The organism is Stenotrophomonas sp. GD04054, from assembly GCF_029836955.1.
GTDB classification, from domain to species: Bacteria; Pseudomonadota; Gammaproteobacteria; order Xanthomonadales; family Xanthomonadaceae; genus Stenotrophomonas; species Stenotrophomonas maltophilia_A.
This window is the reverse complement of sequence record NZ_JAOECR010000003.1, coordinates 158239-177129: the sequence shown is the minus strand read 5'-3', so window position 1 is coordinate 177129 and position 18891 is coordinate 158239. Positions and strand designations below refer to the sequence as shown.

General features: G+C 67.7%; 22 protein-coding genes and 1 pseudogene. 9 read left to right on the top strand and 14 right to left on the bottom strand.

Translation table 11 applies throughout. From position 1 onward, the window contains the following. The 3 genes from fis to prmA all read right to left on the bottom strand — a co-directional run. Window positions 1–236, bottom strand: a 236-nt coding sequence (gene fis, locus N7573_RS03745) for a DNA-binding transcriptional regulator Fis (RefSeq protein ID WP_279920845.1), incomplete at its 3' end; no start/stop codon positions are given. 114 nt (window positions 237–350) lie between these two features. After that, entirely contained in the window at window positions 351–1136 is a 786-nt protein-coding gene (locus tag N7573_RS03740) for a DUF3426 domain-containing protein (RefSeq protein ID WP_279913969.1), read from the bottom strand. Window positions 1137–1178: 42 nt separating this feature from the next. Continuing rightward, a complete protein-coding gene (gene prmA / locus N7573_RS03735) occupies window positions 1179–2099 on the bottom strand; it encodes a 50S ribosomal protein L11 methyltransferase (protein ID WP_279913970.1) in 921 nt (306 codons plus the stop codon). A 164-nt stretch (window positions 2100–2263) separates the two neighbouring features. Here prmA and N7573_RS03730 point away from each other — a divergent pair, with 164 nt between their 5' ends. After that, window positions 2264–3229: a hypothetical protein gene (locus N7573_RS03730; protein ID WP_279913971.1), complete on the top strand. Its 966-nt coding sequence runs from the start codon at window positions 2264–2266 to the stop codon at window positions 3227–3229. Then, window positions 3226–3600, top strand: a complete 375-nt coding sequence (locus tag N7573_RS03725) for a hypothetical protein (RefSeq protein ID WP_010481078.1) — start codon at window positions 3226–3228, stop codon at window positions 3598–3600. Before N7573_RS03730 ends, N7573_RS03725 begins: the two co-directional genes overlap by 4 nt. 129 nt (window positions 3601–3729) lie before the next feature. Here the strand turns inward: N7573_RS03725 and accC are convergent, their stop codons facing one another. The 5 genes and pseudogenes from accC to N7573_RS03700 all read right to left on the bottom strand — a co-directional run bounded on the left by accC (window position 3730) and on the right by N7573_RS03700 (window position 7591). Further along, complete coding sequence (gene accC, locus N7573_RS03720; RefSeq protein WP_032129559.1) at window positions 3730–5097, bottom strand: acetyl-CoA carboxylase biotin carboxylase subunit; 1368 nt, start codon at window positions 5095–5097, stop codon at window positions 3730–3732. A gap of 10 nt (window positions 5098–5107) precedes the next feature. Continuing rightward, window positions 5108–5587 carry an acetyl-CoA carboxylase biotin carboxyl carrier protein gene (gene accB / locus N7573_RS03715; RefSeq protein WP_032129560.1) on the bottom strand — a complete coding sequence of 160 codons (480 nt, stop codon included), beginning with the start codon at window positions 5585–5587 and terminating at the stop codon, window positions 5108–5110. Between the two features lie 53 nt (window positions 5588–5640). Further along, window positions 5641–6060: a lysozyme inhibitor LprI family protein gene (locus tag N7573_RS03710; protein ID WP_279912997.1), complete on the bottom strand. Its 420-nt coding sequence runs from the start codon at window positions 6058–6060 to the stop codon at window positions 5641–5643. Window positions 6061–6062: 2 nt separating this feature from the next. Next, window positions 6063–6512: a type II 3-dehydroquinate dehydratase gene (gene aroQ, locus N7573_RS03705; protein ID WP_279912984.1), complete on the bottom strand. Its 450-nt coding sequence runs from the start codon at window positions 6510–6512 to the stop codon at window positions 6063–6065. Window positions 6513–6862: 350 nt separating this feature from the next. Beyond that, a pseudogene (locus N7573_RS03700) lies at window positions 6863–7591 on the bottom strand (DOPA 4,5-dioxygenase family protein). A 166-nt stretch (window positions 7592–7757) separates the two neighbouring features. Between N7573_RS03700 and N7573_RS03695 the strand changes: the two are divergent. Further along, the gene (locus N7573_RS03695) at window positions 7758–8585 is read left to right on the top strand and encodes an isocitrate lyase/phosphoenolpyruvate mutase family protein (RefSeq protein ID WP_279912986.1); all 828 of its coding nucleotides are present in this window, start codon (window positions 7758–7760) and stop codon (window positions 8583–8585) included. A 73-nt stretch (window positions 8586–8658) separates the two neighbouring features. Here N7573_RS03695 and N7573_RS03690 read toward each other — a convergent pair whose 3' ends face one another. Continuing rightward, a complete protein-coding gene (locus N7573_RS03690; RefSeq protein WP_134952030.1) occupies window positions 8659–9192 on the bottom strand; it encodes a hypothetical protein in 534 nt (177 codons plus the stop codon). A gap of 126 nt (window positions 9193–9318) precedes the next feature. Here N7573_RS03690 and N7573_RS03685 point away from each other — a divergent pair, with 126 nt between their 5' ends. Both N7573_RS03685 and N7573_RS03680 read left to right on the top strand, forming a co-directional pair. Beyond that, window positions 9319–9915 (top strand): NAD(P)H-dependent oxidoreductase, encoded by a 597-nt coding sequence (locus tag N7573_RS03685; protein WP_279912987.1) that lies wholly within the window; start codon window positions 9319–9321, stop codon window positions 9913–9915. Window positions 9916–9931: 16 nt separating this feature from the next. Then, window positions 9932–10525 carry a TetR/AcrR family transcriptional regulator gene (locus N7573_RS03680; RefSeq protein ID WP_279912988.1) on the top strand — a complete coding sequence of 198 codons (594 nt, stop codon included), beginning with the start codon at window positions 9932–9934 and terminating at the stop codon, window positions 10523–10525. A gap of 5 nt (window positions 10526–10530) precedes the next feature. On the opposite strand, the gene N7573_RS03675 is transcribed toward N7573_RS03680, so the two are convergent. Continuing rightward, entirely contained in the window at window positions 10531–11325 is a 795-nt protein-coding gene (locus N7573_RS03675) for a D-alanyl-D-alanine carboxypeptidase family protein (RefSeq protein WP_279912989.1), read from the bottom strand. Between the two features lie 120 nt (window positions 11326–11445). On the opposite strand from N7573_RS03675, the gene N7573_RS03670 reads away from it, so the two are divergent. Further along, the gene (locus N7573_RS03670; protein ID WP_279912991.1) at window positions 11446–12993 is read left to right on the top strand and encodes an alkaline phosphatase; all 1548 of its coding nucleotides are present in this window, start codon (window positions 11446–11448) and stop codon (window positions 12991–12993) included. On the opposite strand, the gene N7573_RS03665 is transcribed toward N7573_RS03670, so the two are convergent. Beyond that, window positions 12990–13169 carry a hypothetical protein gene (locus tag N7573_RS03665; protein ID WP_049401736.1) on the bottom strand — a complete coding sequence of 60 codons (180 nt, stop codon included), beginning with the start codon at window positions 13167–13169 and terminating at the stop codon, window positions 12990–12992. The two genes, N7573_RS03670 and N7573_RS03665, sit on opposite strands and share 4 nt — an antisense overlap. Before the next feature lie 98 nt (window positions 13170–13267). Here N7573_RS03665 and N7573_RS03660 point away from each other — a divergent pair, with 98 nt between their 5' ends. Then, on the top strand, window positions 13268–14167 hold the full coding sequence (locus N7573_RS03660) for a LysR substrate-binding domain-containing protein (RefSeq protein WP_049401735.1): 900 nt from the start codon (window positions 13268–13270) through the stop codon (window positions 14165–14167). Between the two features lie 77 nt (window positions 14168–14244). Here the strand turns inward: N7573_RS03660 and N7573_RS03655 are convergent, their stop codons facing one another. The 3 genes from N7573_RS03655 to N7573_RS03645 form a co-directional block, all read right to left on the bottom strand. After that, a complete protein-coding gene (locus N7573_RS03655; protein ID WP_279912992.1) occupies window positions 14245–14961 on the bottom strand; it encodes an ABC transporter substrate-binding protein in 717 nt (238 codons plus the stop codon). Window positions 14962–15023: 62 nt separating this feature from the next. Beyond that, window positions 15024–16547, bottom strand: a complete 1524-nt coding sequence (locus N7573_RS03650) for a carotenoid oxygenase family protein (RefSeq protein ID WP_279912993.1) — start codon at window positions 16545–16547, stop codon at window positions 15024–15026. 25 nt (window positions 16548–16572) lie between these two features. Continuing rightward, window positions 16573–16995 carry a DUF2141 domain-containing protein gene (locus N7573_RS03645; RefSeq protein ID WP_049463271.1) on the bottom strand — a complete coding sequence of 141 codons (423 nt, stop codon included), beginning with the start codon at window positions 16993–16995 and terminating at the stop codon, window positions 16573–16575. A gap of 156 nt (window positions 16996–17151) precedes the next feature. Here N7573_RS03645 and N7573_RS03640 point away from each other — a divergent pair, with 156 nt between their 5' ends. Together N7573_RS03640 and N7573_RS03635 are read left to right on the top strand one after the other, a co-directional pair. Further along, window positions 17152–18252 carry a histidine kinase gene (locus N7573_RS03640; RefSeq protein WP_049463270.1) on the top strand — a complete coding sequence of 367 codons (1101 nt, stop codon included), beginning with the start codon at window positions 17152–17154 and terminating at the stop codon, window positions 18250–18252. Further along, a complete protein-coding gene (locus tag N7573_RS03635; protein WP_032129575.1) occupies window positions 18249–18887 on the top strand; it encodes a response regulator transcription factor in 639 nt (212 codons plus the stop codon). Before N7573_RS03640 ends, N7573_RS03635 begins: the two co-directional genes overlap by 4 nt. The last annotated feature ends 4 nt before the right edge of the window (window positions 18888–18891 follow it).

The following is an 18891-nucleotide window of genomic DNA, read 5'->3' as shown; positions in this document are numbered from 1 at the left end:
GTGGCACGGTGGATGCCCAGCATCGCGGCGGCGCGGCTCTGGTTGCCTTCGCAGTGGTTGAGCACTTCCACGAACAGCGGAATCTCCATCTCGCGCAGCACGATCTCGTAGACATCGTCCGCATCGCAGCCATCAAGGTCACGCAGGTAGCGGCGCACGGACTGGGCGACGTGTTCACGCAGCGGTGGCCGGGGAGCGCCACGACTGTTGTCAGGACGAGAAAGGACAGCGTTCAAGGGGGTTCCCGATTCGGTTGGCCCGTGCGCGCGGAGCGCGCGGCCGGACGAGGTGGTGGCGGCCAGTCTAGCGCGAGCGTGCCCGGCCTGCCACGGCTGGTCGCCTCTCCCCGGTCAGAGGAAGTCGAAGGTGAATGCGACGGTGGACGCAGCGGGCTCCTGCAACCGGAAGGCGACGCGCGCGCTCTGGCCCGGTTCCAGCAGGGCTGCACCGGGGTTCTCGCCCAGGTACTGCGCGGGCGTGAACACGCCGCTGCCGATCACCCGGCCATCGGCATCGGACAATGACAACCGCAGGTCCGGCCACGCCTGTGCCCAGCGCGCATCATTGCGGATGCTGGCCTGCACCTGCAGCACACCGGCCTGGCCCGGCAGGGGGCGGATCTCGCGGCTGGTCATGGTGAACGCAGTGGGCTCGTGCCAGGCAGGCAGGCTGCAGCGCAGCACGCCGCACAGCGTGCCCAGCCATGCGCGGTTGCCGGCGTCGGCGGCCAGCCGCGCGCGGTCGGCCAGCACGCTCTGCAGTACCAGCAGCAATGCCAGCCCGGCGACCAGCAGCCAGTGCCAGCGGGGTGCTGGCAGCGTGCGCGTGCGCGCGCTGCCGAGGAAGCTGGGGGCATCACTGGCGACCGCCGTTGCCTGCACCGCGACCGGCGCCGGTTCGATGGCCGCTGCTTCATCAACGATGACAACGTCATCGTCGTGTCGCATCTCTGTCGCCGGTGGGCGTGCCAGGTCGATGGGCTCGGCCTGCATCTGCTCCACGGGCGTTGCGTGCCCGGCTTCGTCCTGCATGCGCGCATCGGTCGCACGCGCATCGGTCGCAGGCGCAGGCTCACCCTCCGGCGTCGTGCGCAGGAAGGTGGCCAGGGGACGGCGCGGTGGGTTCGGCTCGGACATGCTCAGGGCGCGGGCTCGGATCCAGCGGTCATTCAACCACGATCAGGCGCGGCGCACGCCGGTGATGCGCATCCAGTCGCCATCCTGGGTGGCCTGCAGATCGTCGAACCATGCTGCATAGCGCTTCAGCAGTTCGCCTTCCTGGCCATGCAGGATGCCGGACAGGGCGATGCGGCCACCGGCAGCAACGCGCGCAGCCAGCAGTTCGGCCAGCGCATCCAGCGCCGAGGCGAGGATGTTGGCGACCACGATCGGATAGGTCGCGACCGGTTCGTCCTGCGGCAGGTACACGTGCATGCGGGCCTGCTCGCCGTTGCGCTCGGCATTGTCGGCGGTGGCGACCAGGGCCTGCGGATCGTTGTCCACGCCGATGGCTTCGGCGGCGCCCAGCTTCAGCGCGGCCAGTGCGAGGATGCCCGAGCCGCAACCGAAGTCGAGCACGCGCTGGCCCTGCAGCAGGCCATCGACCGTCAACTGGTCCAGCCAGCGCAGGCACAGTGCGGTGGTCGGGTGGGTGCCCGAACCGAACGCCAGGCCCGGGTCCAATCGCACCACGGCGGCATCGGGGGCCTGTGCGGCCTCCGGCAGTTCATGGTTCCACGGCACGATCCAGGTACGGCTGCCGAAGTCCATCGGCTGGAACTGGTCGAGCCAGGCACGTTCCCAGTCTTCATCTTCGACCGCGCGGAAGCTGCCGCTGCTCCAGTCCAGCTCCGGATCGAAGGATTCCAGTGCGGCCAGCAGCAACAGCGCGTTGCTGTCGGTGGGGAACAGCGCGCTCAGCACCAGCGTGTCCCACAGCGGGGTCTCGCCCACGCCCGGTTCGAGAATGGCCTGTTCGTTGCTGGTATCGGCCTCGGCATCGAGCAGGGTCACGGCCAGTGCACCAACGTCCTCCAGCGCATTTTCATAGCGGGGCTGGGTGGCTTCGGTGCAGCGCAGGGTCAGTTCCAGGAACGGCATGGTGGTTGGGGGCAATCGCAGGAAAGGGGGCCATGCTAGACCATCGGGGCGTCTCCGTATTGCCTGAGATGCCGCTCCGAGATGATCGAAGCCCGTTCAGACAGGCCCGTCGGGCCTTGCTAAACTTCGTGCTTTCCTATGCGCCGCATCGCCTACCGCCGCCGATGGCCTTCGCTCCGACCCTGAAAACCTGGTTGCTCGTACTGCCGGCCGTGGCCGTGCTGGGCGTGGCCGGTTATCGGGCCAGCGGCCATGCTGCGACGTCTTCGGTAGCGTCGGCGGATCTGGCAGGTGCGGTCGCGGCCGTTGACAGTGCGGCGCCGCTGCCGGTGATGCCGGAGGCGCTCGCGCGCCGCCTGGCACCCTTCGAGCGTGGCAACGCATTGCCGTCCGGGCTGCCCCTGGATCTCCGCGCCGATATCGAAGACGCCACCGACCTGTATGCCTATGCTCAGCGGTTGCGTGCCCAGGCGGACGAAGGCAACCACGAGGCGCGCTGGATGCTCAGCCGTGTCTATGACTACTGCGCGCAGTACGCGGTCGATCCGGGTGGCTACCGCTTGGACAACAACGTGCTGGCCGGGCTGGGCCTGACCGCCGCACCGGCGATGGTGCAGGCGCGCGAACGCGTCGCGCAGCGTTGTGGTGGTTTCGTGCCGGGCGACAAGCTGGGCACGGCCTTGGTGCTGTCCGAACGTCGCAAGGCGGCCGCACAAGGCAATCTGGCTGCTGAGGCTGCGTTGTTCGCCGAGGGCGAACCGCTGCAGGACAGCCCCGAGTACCGCCGTGACCTGGTTGAACGGGTGCGCACCTCGCGCGACCCGGAGGCCTTCATGGCGATCGCACCGGGCATGGGCGTGCGCGCCTCGGGTGACCGCGCGCTCAACGGCCTGGTGGCGGGCGAGCAGCTCAGTGAACTCGCATGGCGGCTTGCGGCCTGCGAACTCGGTCTACCGTGTGTGGCAGACAGTGTGCTGGTCAACAGTTTTTGTGCGAACGGAGGGATCTGTTCGCAGGATGGTACGCAGGATTTCCGGGATTTCGTGTATGACGCTGCGGTATCGCGGCAGGGCGCTGGGAAGATGAAGGAATGGATCAAGCGATTGGTTGGAAAGAGGAACGAGCAATGAACTACCGCCGATTCCTGCACGGGGCCAAGTTCTGGTTCTGGGTGGCCCTGTTCGTGGCCTACTCGGCCGGCGCGGTTGGCCTGTTGATGATCGATACCTATGAAGATCGCTACCGGCATCTGTCGAAGGTGGAACTGACCACGGTGAAGGCGCAGGAAGACGTGCGCCGTGCCGGTGCCAGCCAGGTGGCCGCGGTCTATCGCGCGCAGAGCGGCATGCCGTTCGCGTCGCTGCCGGCGGGCAGCACCTTCCAGGTGGTGTGGCCGGATGGTTCGACCGAGACCATGGTGATCGTCGACCCGACGTCGCCCAATGGCGTGCGTCCGCTGGCGAACTCGCAGATTCCGGCCGAAGCTGCCGACAAGCGCTGATGCGCCTGCTGTAGCGCCGAGCCCACGCTCGGCTGAGCTTTCCGGCAAGCCGAGCATGGGCTCGGCGCTGCAGCAACAGAAAAGGGCGGGGATATCCCCGCCCTTTTCATGTCCAGCACGTGGCGCCGATCAGGTCAGCGCGATCGGCTTGTTCTTGCGTTCGGCCAGGCGCTTTTCCAGGTAGTGGATGTTCTGGCCACCGGCCTGGAAGCCCTTGTCGCGCATGATCCGCTGCTGCAGGGCGACGTTGGTCTTGATGCCATCGACCACCATTTCGCTCAGTGCCACGCGCATGCGGGCAATGGCGGTTTCGCGGTCCGGGCCGTGCACGATCAGCTTGCCGATCATCGAGTCGTAGTTCGACGGCACGCGGTAGCCACTGTAGATGTGGGTGTCCACGCGGACGCCGGGGCCGCCCGGCGGATGGAAGCCGGTGATGGTGCCCGGGCTCGGCACGAAGGTCTCCGCATCTTCGGCGTTGATGCGGCATTCGATGGCATGGCCGGTCAGCACCACGTCGCTCTGCTTGATCGACAGCTTCTGGCCGGCGGCGATCTTCAGCTGCTCAGCCACCAGGTCGATGCCGGTGACCATTTCGGTAACCGGATGTTCCACCTGGATGCGGGTGTTCATTTCGATGAAGTAGAAGCGGCCGTCCTCGTACAGGAACTCGAACGTGCCGGCACCACGGTAGCCGATGCGTACGCAGGCTTCGGTGCAGACCTTGCCGATCTGCTCGCGCTGCTCGGCAGTGATGCCCGGTGCCGGCGCTTCTTCCACCACCTTCTGGTGGCGGCGCTGCATCGAGCAGTCACGCTCGCCCAGGTGGATGGCGTTGCCCTGGCCGTCGGCCAGTACCTGGATTTCCACGTGGCGCGGGTTCTCCAGGAACTTCTCCATGTAGACCTCGCCATTGCCGAACGCGGCCTTGGCCTCGCTCTTGGTGGTTTCGATCGAGGTCTTCAGCGAGGCTTCGGCGTGCACCACGCGCATGCCGCGGCCACCGCCACCACCGGCCGCCTTGATGATGACCGGGTAGCCGATCTCACGGGCGATCTTGGTGTTGGCGACGATGTCTTCGCCCAGCGGGCCGCCCGAGCCGGGCACGCACGGCACGCCGGCGGACTTCATCGCGCGGATGGCTTCGACCTTGTCACCCATCATGCGGATGGTGTCGGCCTTGGGGCCGATGAAGATGAAACCGGACTCTTCCACGCGCTCGGCGAAGTCGGCGTTCTCCGACAGGAAGCCGTAGCCCGGGTGGATGGCCTGGGCGTCGGTGACTTCCGCCGCGGCGATCAGTGCCGGGATGTTGAGGTAGCTCTGCGGCGACGGCGCCGGACCGATGCAGACCGACTCGTCGGCCATGGCCACGTGCTTGAGGTTGCGGTCGACCGTGGAATGCACGGCCACCGTGCGGATGCCGAGGGTGTGGCACGCGCGCAGGATGCGCAGCGCGATTTCCCCTCGGTTGGCGATGACGACTTTGTCGAGCATGGCGTGCCCCTCAGCCGATCACGAACAGCGGCTGGTCGAATTCGACCGGCTGGCCGTTCTCGCCGAGGATGGCGACGATGGTGCCGGACTTGTCGGCTTCGATCGGGTTGAACATCTTCATCGCTTCGATGATGGCCAGGGTCTCGCCTTCCTTGACCTGCTGGCCAACGCTGACGAACGCCGGCTTGTCCGGGGCGGACGACGCGTAGAAGGTGCCGACCATCGGCGAGCGCAGCACGTGGCCTTCCGGCAGCGCCGGGCCCGGCTTGGCGGTGCCACCGGTGGAGGCTTCGGTCGGCGACTGCATCGGCATCGCCTGCGGCGCCGGAGCGGCCGGAGCGGCGTACACCGGGGCGGCGACCGGGGCGGCATAGCCGGCCACCGGGGCGCGCGACAGGCGCACCGACTCTTCGCCTTCCTTGATTTCGATTTCAGCCAGGTTCGACTCTTCCAGCAGGTCGATCAGCTTCTTGATTTTGCGGAGATCCATGGTGGCCTCTTTGCTCTTGATGTCAGTGTGGTGGGAAGCGCATCGCGCTCGGGTCAAAGCAGTTCGTAGAACTCGCGCAGCTGCCGCGTACGGTCGCGCGTCTGGGTGATCAGGCACTGCATCTTCGCAGGGTTGCGCGAGGTGCCGTCTGCATTGAAGGCGTAGACTGCCTCGCAGTCTGCATCGCGCAGGGTTATCCAGATGCGCTGGGCCTTCACCAGCTGCTGTTCGGCCGCTGCGCAGCGGCTGCAGCTGCCATCGGCGGCCTGCGCCTTCAGTTCGCCGCGCGCCTGGACGTAAACGGCGTTCAATGCGCTGTCGGCGTCATCCAGGCGATCGGAATCGCACATGTCGCGCTCGTAGCCGCCGGTCGGCTGCGCGCAATCAATGCCGGCGGCCGCGCGCTCGGCGGCGATGCTGGCGCCGCACACGCCGGCCCACAGCACGATGCAGGCAAGCACTCTTGGGAGCATCTTCACGCGTGGGCCGCCTGCACGCGCAGCAGCGCCGCGTCCATCGCGTAGCGGTAGCTGTCGGCGCCGAAACCGCAGACCACGCCCACGGCCTTGTCACTGAAGTAGCTGTGCTGGCGGAACGGTTCGCGGGTATGCGGGTTGGACAGGTGGATCTCGATGAACGGCACCGCCACCGCCGCCAGCGCATCGCGCAGGGCGACCGAGGTGTGGGTGAAGGCGGCGGGGTTGATCAGGATGAAAGCGGTTCCGTCGTCGCGTGCGGCCTGCACGCGGTCCACCAGCACGTGCTCGGCATTGGACTGCAGGCTCTCCACCGCGTGCCCGGCAGCCGAGGCCTGGGCGGCCAGCGCCTGGTCGATGTCGGCCAGCGTGGTGTGGCCGTAGACCTCCGGCTCGCGGGTGCCGAGCAGGTTGAGGTTGGGGCCGTGCAGGACCAGCAGCTTCGCCATGGGATCCGGAAGACGGGAAAGGGCGGCAGTCTGGCGGAACCGGCGGATGCTGTCCAGTTCGGCGAAGTTTGCAGCGTTTCAATCGATTGTTTGAAATTCCCCGGAGGGCTTGCGGCCGTATGGCGGGCGCTGGATCAAGGCGCGCTGAACGCCGTGCAGCTGGGGGATGCGTGCACGTAGGCCGACGATGGCGGCAGGCCGCGCGATGACCGATGCCGCAACGGGCTGTGATGCGGTAGATCCACGCCATGCGTGGATGAAGGAAGTTCGGTGCGCAGCAGGCTACGCACCCACCGAGGGGCAGCCCATGGTGCGCTGCACGCCACCCACCGCCCCCGCCACGCACCCGCTCACGTCTCCAGCGGCACCGTCGGCACCACGTTCGGGAACACCTCCTCCAAGGGCTCCCGTTCCCCCGGCTTCGGTGCCGGCCAGTTGTAGGCGTTCACCGGCTACGCGCGGTTCACCCACAACGCGTAATACAGATGGTCGGCGCGGCCATCACCGGTATTGGGGTGGATCAGGATGGTCAGGCCCAGGCTGTTGAGCTGCAGCCAAGGCACCAGCACCGGCAGCAGGTCGTTGGTGAAGCCGAAATAGAACGACGGGGTGACGTGCGGTCCGCGTGGTTCCAGGTTCCAGTTGCCCAGCTCCACCGGGAAGCGCTCGGCCGCCCAGCGCCGCAGCAGCGCAGCTTTCTCGAAGCTGTCCTCGTCGAAGTAGATATGCGCGTGATAGCTCTTGATGTCGGTGTAGGCACGTGGGGTCGCGGGCAGGGTGGCCTCCCCGGGACGCACGCTGGCTGGGCGCGGGGTCGGTTCGCTGGCGGTGACCTGGCCCCAGGGGCTGCTGCCCTTCACCGGCGGCGGGACGATGGCACGGAAGCCGGGGCGCCCGGGTTCGGTGGTGTTCACCGTGCTTTCGCCGCGCGGGGCTGCGGCGGCGGTCGACACACTGGCCAGGCCGCCGGCGGCCAGACCGGCCGATGCGATCAGGCGTCGGCGCGTGGGTGAGAGCAGGTCGGCCCAGTGGGCGTCATCGTCGCCGGCGTCGACGAGGGTCTGCGGGTCCGGGTGCATGGAGGGCTCCGTGGCGGCATCGTGTGGGCAGGCAAGCACGCTCGGGCACCTGCATCCACAGCGTCCAATAAGCAGGCGGCATCACCTCATGCAGGTTCGACCTGGTCGTCATTGAGCGCGGCTGCGGGGCGGGCTAGGGTGCAGGTCTTTCGCCCCGGAGCTCGCCATGACCTCGCCCGATGCCGATACCCAACGCAAGCGCGTGGCCTTCCGCCAGCTGCATGCAGCTGGGTGCTTCGTACTGCCCAATCCGTGGGACGTGGGCAGTGCCCGCTACCTGCAGCGGCAGGGCTTCCAGGCACTGGCCACGACCAGTGCCGGCTGCGCCTGGAGTGAAGGGCGGCCGGACGGAGCGGTTTCGCTGCAGGCCACGCTGGACCATCTGCGCCTGATGGCGGCAGCGACGCCGCTGCCGTTGAACGCCGATTTCGGCGATGGCTTCGGTGATACGCCGCAGGCGGTGCAGGAGGCGGTGGCGGCGGCGATCGACACCGGCATCGCAGCATTGTCGATCGAGGATGCCAGCGGCGTCGCCGATGCACCGCTGCGTTCGATCGATCAGGCGGTCGAGCGCCTGCGCGCTGCCCGTGCAGCCATCGACCGCGCGGGTGGCGACGTGCTGCTGGTCGGCCGTGCCGAGAACTTCTTCGTCGGCGTGCCGGATCTGCAGGACACCCTGCAGCGCCTGCGCGCCTATGCCGAGGCCGGTGCCGATGTGCTGTATGCACCGGGCATCAACACACGCGAGCAGATCAGCGCGGTGGTCGCCGCTGCGGGATCGAAGCCGGTGAACCTGCTGGTCGGTGGACCGACACCGCTGAGCCTGCAGGACATCGCCGCACTCGGCGTGCGCCGGGTCAGCCTGGGCGGCGCATTGGCCCGTGCTGCATGGGGCGGACTGATGCAGGCGACACAGCCGATCGTGCAGGACGGACGCTTCGACGGCCTGCAGCAGGCGGCTTCCGGGGCCGCGTTGAACGCGCTGTTCCGTTGAGCGAAATCCCGGTGCAGTCCCAGACCAGCAGGGATAGTAGATCCACGCCATGCGTGGATGGATGCGCCTGCGATTACAGCGCTTCCATCCCACCCTTGGGCAGCGTCACCCCAGGCTCCAACGCTGGCAGCAGTTGCCGAAGCAGCGCGGGATTGTCCAGCAACGCAGCACCGTCAATGAAACTCCATTGGGCTGTGCCGACGCGGCGCACGGCGAGCATGAACGAGGTGCTGCGCATCGGCGCCTCGCGCACGCGCAGCAGCGAGTGGCGTGGCACGAAGCAGACTTCCTCATCACCGGCTGCATAGGTGTGGCCCGGCACGCCGGCCTCGTCGCTGATGATGGTGACCCCGGCCTTGCGCAGCTCTTTCAGGGTGTCGCGAGTCATACGCGCATAGGCCTCATCGCCCCCGGCCAGGCGCTTCAGGCTGGGATGGGTTCGGGCGATGATCAACTCGGCATCGCCGCGGGCGAATGCGCCCATCATCGCCTGCACGTCCTGGCGCAATGCGGCCGAGTCTTCCGGACTGAGCTCACCGGCCAGCGCTGGCGCAACGGCCATTGCCATCGGCAGGGCCAGCAGAAGGGCGAGCAGGTATCGGTGCATCGTCGGGTATCTCAGCGGGAACCGCCGCACTATACGGCGGATGCGGAAACAGCGTCCCACGCATGGCGCTGGTGTCCCGGGTGCCATTACCTACTATTGGTAGGTAGTGAATTCCGGACATCCCCCATGCACACCCTCATCGTTACCGCCCATCCTGAATCCGCCGCGTTGACCCATGCCATCGCCAGGCGCATCGGCGAAGCCATCACCGCAACGGATACCGCCAATACCGTGACCCATGCCGATCTGATGGCCGAAGGCTTCGATCCGCGCTTCAACACGCACGACCAGGCGCTGTTCCGTGGCACCGGCGCACCTCCAGCCGACGTCGCCGCCGAGCAGGCGCGGCTGGATGCTGCCGACACGCTGGTACTGGTCTACCCGCTGTACTGGTGGTCGTTCCCCGCGCTGCTGAAGGGCTGGATCGATCGCGTGTTCACCCAGGGCTGGGCCTACCAGGACGGTGCAGACGGCAAGGTGCAGAAGAAGCTGCAGCGGTTGCGCGTGCACCTGGTCGGCATCGGTGGGGCCGGCGCGGACATGATCGAACGGCGCGGTTACGGCGCGGCGATGAAGACGCAGATCGACATGGGCATCTTCGACTACTGCGGCGCGCACGTGCTGACGTCAGACCTGCTGCTGGATGCCGATACCGGTGCGGCCGAAACGCATCTGCAGACCGCGCTGGCGATCGGCCGTAAAATTGGAACTCCGATGCACTGATCGCCGTGTTCCGCCGATGCCTGCCAACGCCGCTCCCACGCGCCGCCGATTGACCCGCGAGCAACGCGCCCGCCAGTTGCTGGACGTGGCCTGGGCGCTGGTTGGCGAAGAAGGCACCGACGCGTTGACCCTGGGCCGGCTGGCCGAGGCCGCGGGCGTGACCAAGCCGGTGGCCTACGATCACTTCGTGACCCGCAACGGCCTGCTGGCCGCGCTCTACGATGACTACGACGGCCGCCAGACGGTGGTGTTCAACGAGCGCATCGGCCGTGCCCGGGCGCAGTTGGCCGATCGTGCGGCGGCCATCGCCTCCGGCTACATCGACTGCATCCTCAGCCAGGGCAGTGAAGTGCAGGGCATCCTCGCCGCGCTGGTGGGCGCGCCGGAACTGCACGAGGTGCGGCGGCGCTACCAGCAGGATTTCATCGACAACTGCGATACCTGGCTGGGCCCGTTTGCTGCCGACGGCACGGTGCCATTGGCCGGGCGCTGGGCGATTCTCGGTGCGGCCGAAGCCCTGTCCGAAGCCGTGGCAGCAGGCGCGCTGGACAATGCCGCAGCCGAAGCCGAGCTGCAGCGGCTGATCGTGGCAACGGTCAAGCGGCGCTGATCCGCTCAGGCGTCGGCGGTGCTGTCGGCCAGCGCCGCGAACCCGGCGGCCAGCCGCTCGCGCACAAGGGCATCGCGTGCGTCGCGGCTTTCAGAACCCAGCACCACGGTGATCAGGCGCACCGGCTGATCCCGCCCGGGCACTGCCCGGCAGGCGGTGGCGGCCAGGCAGAAGCCTGCGGCCTGGGTGTAGCCGGTCTTCAAGCCATCCACGCCGTGATCGCCAAGCAGGGCGTTCTGGTTGCTGCGGCTGAAGCTGCCGTGCGCGAACACGCGCTGCGCGGTGATCGCCAGGATCTGCGGATGATCGTTCAACAGGCAGGCGGCCAGCACCGCCATGTCGCGCGCGCTGGACGCATGGTGCGGGGTGGTGATGCCGGACACGCTGGCGAACCAGCTGCTGCGCAGGCCGAGCTGGCGCGCGTGCCGGTTCATGCGCTCCAGGAACGCAGGCTGTGATCCGTCCAGATGGCGCGCGATGGCCAGCGCCGCGTCATTGCCGGAGACGATCATCAGTCCTTCCAGCAGGCGCGCGAGGGTGACTGTTTCACCGGGCACCAGGCCCATGCGCGTTTCATCATCGGCTACCGCGTGCACATCCCCGGCGGCGATGGTGACCGCTTCGTCCCACGCGCCTCCGTTCTCTTCGACGCATTCGTACGCGGCATAGGCGGTCATCAGCTTGGTCAGCGAGGCCGGTTGCCTGGCGATGTCCGCGTTGTGCTGGTGAATCACCGCGAACGTTGCCGCATCGAGGGTGATGGAGGACAGCGGTGCACGCGCGGGAGCAGGAGACGGCATGGAAACGAGGATGGCAGTGGGGGCCTGCAGGATAGTGTGCAGCGGCTGCACGAAGCTGCAATATTGCAACGATATAACGTATCGACATTGTGGGCTGCCGATGGCCCGACGGGACACCCGATGACTGCACGCATTCCACGCCGCTGGCTTCATTCTTCGTTGCTGCTCGCGCTGGCCGCACTTGGCGGCTGCCAGCCCAATCTGCGCGCCGAGGCTGTTGCTTCCGGCCCAGCGCGCCCGCACAACGTGATCGTGATGATCAACGACGGCGCCGGTTGGGGCACCTGGGACGCCGCCGCCTACTGGCAATACGGCAGCCGCGAACGGGCGCCGTATGCGGATTTTCCGCAGCGCCTGGCGGTAACCACCTTCCCGTTGAACGCCAGCAGCCAGCCGACCCGCGACAACGCGCAGACCCTGGGCTACGACGCGGGCAAGGCCTGGGATGACACACCGGTTCCTGCGCAGGACCTGCCGTTTGCGGGCTACCAGTACCTGGCTGCGGTGGCTACCGACAGTGCGGCGGCGGGCACCGCGTTGTCCTCGGGCATCAAGACCTACAACAACGCCATCAACTTCAACAACGATGGCAATCCGGTCGAGTTCAATACGCTGCGCGCCAAGCGCCTGGGCATGGCCACCGGCGTGGTGACTTCGGTACCGTTCGCGCATGCCACGCCGGCCGCGTTCGCGGCGCAGAACGAATCGCGCAACAACTATCACGCCATCGCCCATCAGATGCTGGCGCAGGGGCATATGGATCTGGTGATGGGCACCGGAGGCCCGGGCTACAGCGTTGATGGTCGCGCCTGTGACGAGAGTGCCGGCACGGCCAAGGCCGAGGGCTGCGCGAACCCGTGGGAATGGGTGTCGCAGCAGGATTGGCAGCAGCTGGAAGCGGGCAGCACCATCGGCGGCAATCCGTCGGGGCCGTGGCGCCTGATCCGCAGCAAGGAAGCGTTCGCCGCGCTGGCGCAGGGACGGTTGCCGGCCGACCGGCCGCTGATCGGCGTGCCGCGCGTGGCCAACACGCTGCAGCAGGCGCGCCAGCTGCAGGTGCTGGGCAAGGATGCAGCCACGCCTTCGGGAGTGAGGAAGATCGACAGCGTGCCCGATCTGGCGACCATGACGCGTGGCGCACTGCAGTTCCTGCAGCAGCGTTCGTCCAACGGCCTGTTCCTGATGGTGGAAGGTGGCGCCACCGACTGGGCCGCCCATACCAGTGCCTGCGGCACTGAATGGCACTACGGCCAGTGCAGCGACCAGCCGCAGTACGGCCGGCTGATCGAGGAAACCGTGGAGTTCAACGACGCGGTGACAGCAGTGATCGAGTGGATCGAACGCAACGGTGGCTGGGAGCGCAACCTGCTGATCGTCACGACCGACCACGACAACAGCATGCCGATGGGCCCGGATGCACAGAACGTCGCCTTCGAGCCGGTGCGCAACAACGGCCGTGGACGCATGCCCGGGATCAGCTTCCGTCCCACCGGCAACCATTCCAATGCACTGGTGCCGTTGTGGGCCAAGGGGGCGGGCGCGGAACTGCTGGGCCAGCGCGTGCGGGGCGTCGATGCCGGCTACCGCCAGCATGTGCGCTGGAACGACGGCAGTTACATCGACAACACCGACGTGTCTGCCGCGGTGCAGGAAGCGCTGCAGCGTTAGGGGTGTGCCGGCCGCTGGCTGGCAGCTGCAGGTTTCCCGGTCGGCGAGGTTGCCGGCCAGCGGCCGGCACTACCGGGGGCGGTGCTGGGCGTCGGCGACGGGCTGGCCAGCTGGCGTGCCAGCTCGGCGCTGGCCACGTGGCCGTGCAGGAACAACAAGCCGCTGAAGATGTTCATGAGCGTGCCTCCACTTGAGTGGATTGCACGATACGGGCAGCATGGACGGGCAAAAAGCGACATTTCCGCAAGCATGCCTTGAGAGGAATTCAAGCCTGATGTCCCGCCCTCCGCTCCATGCCCTGCAGGGCTTCGTGGCTGCTGCTCGGCTCGGCAACCTGTCGCGCGCGGCGGCGTCGATGAACCTGACCGTCAGTGCGCTCAGCCATCAGATGCGGCAGCTGGAAGAACGGCTCGGGCAGCCGCTGCTGATCCGCCAGCCGCGTGGTGTCACCCTCACCCTTGAGGGGCAGCGCCTGCTCGACCAGGTCGGACCGCATCTGGATGCGATCAACGAAGCCTTCCAGCCCTATGCCGCACGTGCCGAGCACGTGCTGACGATCAGCGCGGTGCCGTCGATGGCGTCGGCCTGGCTGGTGCCGCGCCTGGGTCACTTCGTGGCCGAGCATCCACAGATCGAGATCAACCTGCAGTCGAGTGAACGCCTGATTGATTTCGAGCGGCAGCGCCAGTTCGACGCCGCGCTGCGTCTGGGCAGCGGGCAATGGCCGGGCCTGGTGGTGGAACCGCTGTTCGACGAGTGGCTGGTGCCGATGGCGAGCCCGGCGCTGATCGAACGCATGGGCGGCATTGACCGTGTGCCGTTGACCCGGTGGCCGCTGCTCGGCGATCCGGACGGCGCGTGGGGCGCCTGGTTCGCGTTGAGCGGGCAGAGCCCGCCGTCGCGTTTCGTGGCGGTGCTGGATGATTCGGAAGCGCACCATCGCGCCGCTCTGGATGGCGTGGGCGTAGCGCTCGGGCGGGTGACGCGGGCGCGGCTGCTGCTGGATTCGGGCCAGCTGGTTGCACTGTCCAGCCAGCGCCTGAAGACCGACTGGCCGCATTGGCTGGTGTACCCGCAGCGCTCGGCCAGCCATCGCGGTTTCCTTGCGTTCCGCGACTGGCTGCACGCGCAGGCCGCCGAGCATGTGCGGCACATGGCAGACGCACATCTATAGCGCCGAGCCATGCTCGACCATTGCATCTGGATCTGTAGCGTCGAGCCATGCTCGACTGCTGGTGCTCGACTCTACAGTCATCGCACCAGCGTGACCGCCTGCCCGGCACGCGCGAACGCTTCCTCAAGTAACGGGCCGGCCTTGATCGCCTCCACTTCCTCGAACAACGCCCGCAATGCATCGGCCGGGCGTGAGGCCGGCGCCGCCACTGCCTGCTGGATCGCGGTGAAACGGCCGGCCAGCACACGGTGGCCGGGATGCACCTGCGCCCATGCTTCCAGCGGCTGGCGTACACCGGCGGCGGCATCCAGGCGCTGCTGATCGAACAACGTGATGGCCGCCGCCGAGGTCTCTGCCCGCTCGATCGTGGCATGGCGCAGTTCGCGACTGAGGAACAGGTCATAGGCCGCGCCACGCCCCACCGCGATGCGCAGCCCCTCGCGATCCAGGTCGGCTACCTGCTGCAAAGGGCTGTCCGCGCGAACCAGATAGGTACCTTCGATCTCCAGGTACGGGGCACTGAAGGCAATGCGGTCGGCACGTGCCGGATCGATGGCCAGGAAGGCCAGATCCCAGCCGTCTTCGCCTGCTGCCTCGACCACCGAGGCTGCGGCATCGTGGCAGGTGAAGCGAGCCTGCACCCCCATCCGTTGCGCCAATGCGGTAGCCAGTTCCAGTGAGGGGCCGCGCGGTGAGCGCGCATCGCCCTGTGCCAGCACCGGGTTGCCCAGGTTGATCGCCACGCGCAGGAAACCGTGCGGTGCCAGCGTACTTCGGTGGTCGGCCAGGGACATGCGGGACTCCACGGGGCAGGGGAGACCCAGCATGCCAATAACGGTGTCCGCGTGGCGTGGAATCAGCCGCGCGCGGCGAAGGTGCCGTGGAAGCCCAGTGGTACCGCATAGGGCAGCCAGGCCTGTGCCAGCGGACCGTCGTCCAGGTGGCGGGCATCGAGCACCGCCAGGCCGCTGCGCTTGTTCACCGGGTCAAGCAGGGTGCCGATCAGCCAGCCATCATCGGCGTTGCGGCTGCCCGGGCGCGGTACGAACACATGCTCTTCGGCCATGATGTCCGGGCCATAGTTCCACAGCTGGCGGCGCCCGTGCTCGATGTCGAACGCGGCCACGGCGTTGAAGTACGGCGCATTGGCCGTGCCGTCGATGGTCGGCGCATACAGCCGTGCGCCACGTGTGTTCGCCGAGCGCGGGTCGAACAACGGGAACTCCACTGCGCTGATGCCCAACATCTGCCAGCGGGCCTGGCCACGACGCAGGTCCAGATGCAGCTCGACCAGGCTGGCGCCACTGTTGGCAGCGTGTGCGCCATCACCGGCCATCGCTTCCTTCATCGGCGAGCGCGCCTCATTGATGTCATCGTGGCGCACTGCGCGCAGCACGATGCCGCCATCGCGGGTGAACGCGTCGCCGAAGTGGTAGATCGCCGCGAACGGGGCTTCGAACCACTGCGCCTTGTCCGGCGCATCCTTGGCGACCACCGCGATGCGTACGGGACGCTGCGGTGCGAACTGCATGCGCTCGAAGAAGCTGCCGCCTGCGCCGGTGAAATCGAACGGCATCATCACGAACACCAGGTGCTGGTCGGTCATCGCGAAGGCATGCAGGTAGCCATGCTCGGGTGTTTCGATCACATTGGCGCTGCGCAGCTGGCCGTTCGCACCGATGTGCCAGACCAGCAGGCCATGGCCCCCCATCAGGCTGATCGAGCCGAAGTTCCAGAGGCTGCCGTCGCGGTCGCGCAGCGGGTGCGCCGAGAACGGCAGTGCAGCGAGGTCCGGACGCCAGGTCACCGGACCCAGTGTCTGCAGCGAATCGGGATCTACTTCGAACGCCGAACCGGACTCGCACAGCGCGAACAGGCGGCCATTGATCATGGTTACCGAAGTGTTCGCCACGTTGGCATCGTCGTTGTTTCGAACTGCCAGCGCACCGGGAACGCTGGTGCCGGCAGCCGGATACTGGAAGCGGCCGGCCTTCTGTTCACGGGTGAATTTCGGCGTGGCGACCATGCGCCCGTGATGGGTCAGGCTGCCATCACCATTGAAGCGCCAGCCATGCACCATGCCGTCGCCGTCGAACCAGTGGTCATAGCGGAAGCCATCGCGCTCGGTCCACGCCGGGCCGTTGCGGTACAGCGTACCGGCCAGGCCTGACGGCAGCTTTCCCTGCAACTGCACGGTGGCCGGGCCGAGGCTTTCGCTGCCGACGCTGCGCCAGCCAAGCAGCCACGGGTGTTCCTGCATGCCCTGCGCGAACCGCGCCGGGTCGCCGGCGAAGGCGGGAGCGCTGCGCAGCGCGGTGGCGCCCAGGGCCAGGCAGGCACTGCTGCTGAGCAGGGTACGAAGGAAGCGGCGACGGTCCATGGTGGCCTCGGGTATGGATGCGGAATCAGCGCAGGGTGATGTCGATGGCGGTGCCGGCGGCCGGCACGTCGACGCGCGCCTCGTCGAAGGTCGGCTTGCGCATCACCTGCGGGTTGTTGCTGAAGCCGTAGCCTTCCACCGGCATCCCGACCAGGTTGGTGTCGAGCTTGCCGTTGTCGTTCTCGTCGTGGGTGAGCAGCACGGCATAGCTGCCGGCCGGCACGCCCTTGAACGTGAAGTGGGCACTGTCGCCGCTGGGCGCCGCCTGCTGGGCCTGCACGGGCTTGGCCTTGCCGTCCCAGGCGGCGGCGTTGCCGACCAGCGCAACGCGCAGGGTGCCGGTCTGCGCGCGGACGTCGTGCACGGTCACGGCCAGGTCGGCGGCGTGGGCACTGCCGGCCAGGGCCAGGGCAGTCAAGGCAGTGCTGAGCAGGGCGGTGCGGATCATGGCAGTGGCTCCGGAAGTGTGTGTGGCGGTGTGGAGCCAGTCTGCGTGGGGCGCTGCACCGGGTTCAGGGCCAGTGGTCATCGATTCGACGTGCCAGAAGTCACTTTCTGCGCCGGACCCATTGCCGCCGGCGTGCGCGGCCGTCAGCATCTGGCCATGCCCAGCCTGTTCCGCCATCTGTTGCGTCCGCTCAGCCTTGCCGGCCTGATCACCGTGCTGGTGGTCGGCCTGTCGTTCGCAGTGCAGCGCAGTGGCGCCGGGCTGAGCCTGCTGTTGCTTGCTGTGTTCCTGCTGCTGTTCGTGGTGCACGGCTGGGCGTCGATGCCATCCCGCGTGCGCGCCGCCGCTGCGGTGTTGCAGGCGCTGCTGGCGGTTGTGCTGGTTGCGCTGCAGCCGCGTACCGGTACCGCCCCGGTGCTGCTGGTGGTGCTGGTTGCACAGCTGGCCGAACACTGGCCGCCGCGCTTCGTGCTGGGCGTTGCGCTGCTGGCCAACCTGGCGGTGTATGCCGTGCTGCGCCACAGCGGCTTCAGCCAGCCGCTGCTGGTGGTGCTGCTGTATGGCGGTTTCCAGGCCTTCGCCGCGCTGACCGCGCACTATGCCCGCAGCACGGCGCTGGCCCGCGATGACCTGGCCCGGGTCAACGCCGACCTGCTGGCCACCCGCGCGCTGCTGGCCGACAGCGCACGCGATGCCGAGCGCCTTCGCCTTGCGCGCGAGCTGCACGATGTGGCCGGGCACAAGCTCACCGCGATGCGGCTCAACCTGCGCGCCCTGGCCGCTGACCCTGCGCTGGCCGGTCGCGAAGGGCTGGTGCTGGCCGAACAGTTGTCCGGCGAGTTGCTGGCCGACATCCGCCAGGTGGTGCAGTCGATGCGCGATGATCGCGGCCTCGATCTGGCCACCGCGCTGCATGCGCTGGCCGCACCCTTCCCACGACCGAAGCTGCAGCTGCAGATCGGCGACGGGGTGCGCGTGGCTGACCCATTGATGGCCGAGACCGTGCTGCGGCTGGTACAGGAAGCCCTGACCAACGCCGCCCGGCACGGCAATGCAGACACCGTGTGGTTGACGATCAGTGAAGAGGAATCCCAGTTGCGTATCGATATCCGCGATGATGGCCAGCGCGCCGAACGCATCCGCGAGGGCAATGGCATCGCCGGCATGCGCGAGCGCCTGGCGGCCGTACAGGGGCGGCTGGAGTTGGCCCGAACCGCGCAGGGCGGCATGCATCTGACCGCGCGGTTGCCGGCATGAGCCCGGCCGCAATCCGCGTAGCGCTGGCCGACGACCAGGCATTGGTGCGTGCAGGCCTGCGTGCGCTGCTGCAGGGCCTGGGGGTGGACGTGGTGCTGGAGGCCGAGGATGGCCAGGCCCTGCTGGATGCGCTGGATACGCAGCGCGTGGACGTGGTGCTCAGTGACATCCGCATGCCAGGGCTGGATGGGATCGAGGCACTGCGCCAGCTGCGGGCGCGCGGCGATGCCACGCCGTGGCTGCTGCTGACCACCTTCGATGAAAGTGATCTGCTGCTGCGCGCCAGCGAGGCCGGCGCACAGGGCTTCCTGCTCAAGGATGCCGCGCCGGCCGACCTGCGCGAGGCCATCGAACGCGTTGCCGCTGGCGAGACCCTGCTGCTGCCGGTCAGTACCGATCCGGTGCGCGCGCGTTACCGCTTCCACGATGAAGCGCCGCCCACCGATACCTTCGGCGAACGTGAAGTGGCAATCCTGCGCCTGCTGGCCGGGGGCTACAGCAACAAGGAGATCGCGCGCAGCCTGTTCCTGGCCGAGGGCACGGTGAAGAACTACGTGTCCGCCATCCTGGACAAGCTCGGCACCCGCGACCGTACCCGTGCCGTGCTGAAGGCGATTACCCTGCGCATCATCTGAGTGG

What these genes read in the sequence shown, in the direction of transcription:
- N7573_RS03655 (WP_279912992.1), bottom strand. Translation starts at nt 14,961, where the DNA reads ATGTCCCTGGCCGACCACCGAAGTACGCTGGCACCGCACGGTTTCCTG.
- aroQ (WP_279912984.1), bottom strand. Translation starts at nt 6,512, where the DNA reads ATGGCGAAGCTGCTGGTCCTGCACGGCCCCAACCTCAACCTGCTCGGC.
- prmA (WP_279913970.1), bottom strand. Translation starts at nt 2,099, where the DNA reads ATGCCGTTCCTGGAACTGACCCTGCGCTGCACCGAAGCCACCCAGCCC.
- N7573_RS03660 (WP_049401735.1), top strand. Translation starts at nt 13,268, where the DNA reads ATGTCCCGCCCTCCGCTCCATGCCCTGCAGGGCTTCGTGGCTGCTGCT.
- N7573_RS03725 (WP_010481078.1), top strand. Translation starts at nt 3,226, where the DNA reads ATGAACTACCGCCGATTCCTGCACGGGGCCAAGTTCTGGTTCTGGGTG.
- N7573_RS03675 (WP_279912989.1), bottom strand. Translation starts at nt 11,325, where the DNA reads ATGCCGTCTCCTGCTCCCGCGCGTGCACCGCTGTCCTCCATCACCCTC.
- accC (WP_032129559.1), bottom strand. Translation starts at nt 5,097, where the DNA reads ATGCTCGACAAAGTCGTCATCGCCAACCGAGGGGAAATCGCGCTGCGC.
- N7573_RS03650 (WP_279912993.1), bottom strand. Translation starts at nt 16,547, where the DNA reads ATGGACCGTCGCCGCTTCCTTCGTACCCTGCTCAGCAGCAGTGCCTGC.
- N7573_RS03635 (WP_032129575.1), top strand. Translation starts at nt 18,249, where the DNA reads ATGAGCCCGGCCGCAATCCGCGTAGCGCTGGCCGACGACCAGGCATTG.
- N7573_RS03695 (WP_279912986.1), top strand. Translation starts at nt 7,758, where the DNA reads ATGACCTCGCCCGATGCCGATACCCAACGCAAGCGCGTGGCCTTCCGC.
- N7573_RS03680 (WP_279912988.1), top strand. Translation starts at nt 9,932, where the DNA reads ATGCCTGCCAACGCCGCTCCCACGCGCCGCCGATTGACCCGCGAGCAA.
- N7573_RS03665 (WP_049401736.1), bottom strand. Translation starts at nt 13,169, where the DNA reads ATGAACATCTTCAGCGGCTTGTTGTTCCTGCACGGCCACGTGGCCAGC.
- N7573_RS03730 (WP_279913971.1), top strand. Translation starts at nt 2,264, where the DNA reads ATGGCCTTCGCTCCGACCCTGAAAACCTGGTTGCTCGTACTGCCGGCC.
- accB (WP_032129560.1), bottom strand. Translation starts at nt 5,587, where the DNA reads ATGGATCTCCGCAAAATCAAGAAGCTGATCGACCTGCTGGAAGAGTCG.
- N7573_RS03690 (WP_134952030.1), bottom strand. Translation starts at nt 9,192, where the DNA reads ATGCACCGATACCTGCTCGCCCTTCTGCTGGCCCTGCCGATGGCAATG.
- N7573_RS03685 (WP_279912987.1), top strand. Translation starts at nt 9,319, where the DNA reads ATGCACACCCTCATCGTTACCGCCCATCCTGAATCCGCCGCGTTGACC.
- N7573_RS03670 (WP_279912991.1), top strand. Translation starts at nt 11,446, where the DNA reads ATGACTGCACGCATTCCACGCCGCTGGCTTCATTCTTCGTTGCTGCTC.
- N7573_RS03640 (WP_049463270.1), top strand. Translation starts at nt 17,152, where the DNA reads ATGCCCAGCCTGTTCCGCCATCTGTTGCGTCCGCTCAGCCTTGCCGGC.
- N7573_RS03645 (WP_049463271.1), bottom strand. Translation starts at nt 16,995, where the DNA reads ATGATCCGCACCGCCCTGCTCAGCACTGCCTTGACTGCCCTGGCCCTG.
- N7573_RS03710 (WP_279912997.1), bottom strand. Translation starts at nt 6,060, where the DNA reads ATGCTCCCAAGAGTGCTTGCCTGCATCGTGCTGTGGGCCGGCGTGTGC.
- N7573_RS03740 (WP_279913969.1), bottom strand. Translation starts at nt 1,136, where the DNA reads ATGTCCGAGCCGAACCCACCGCGCCGTCCCCTGGCCACCTTCCTGCGC.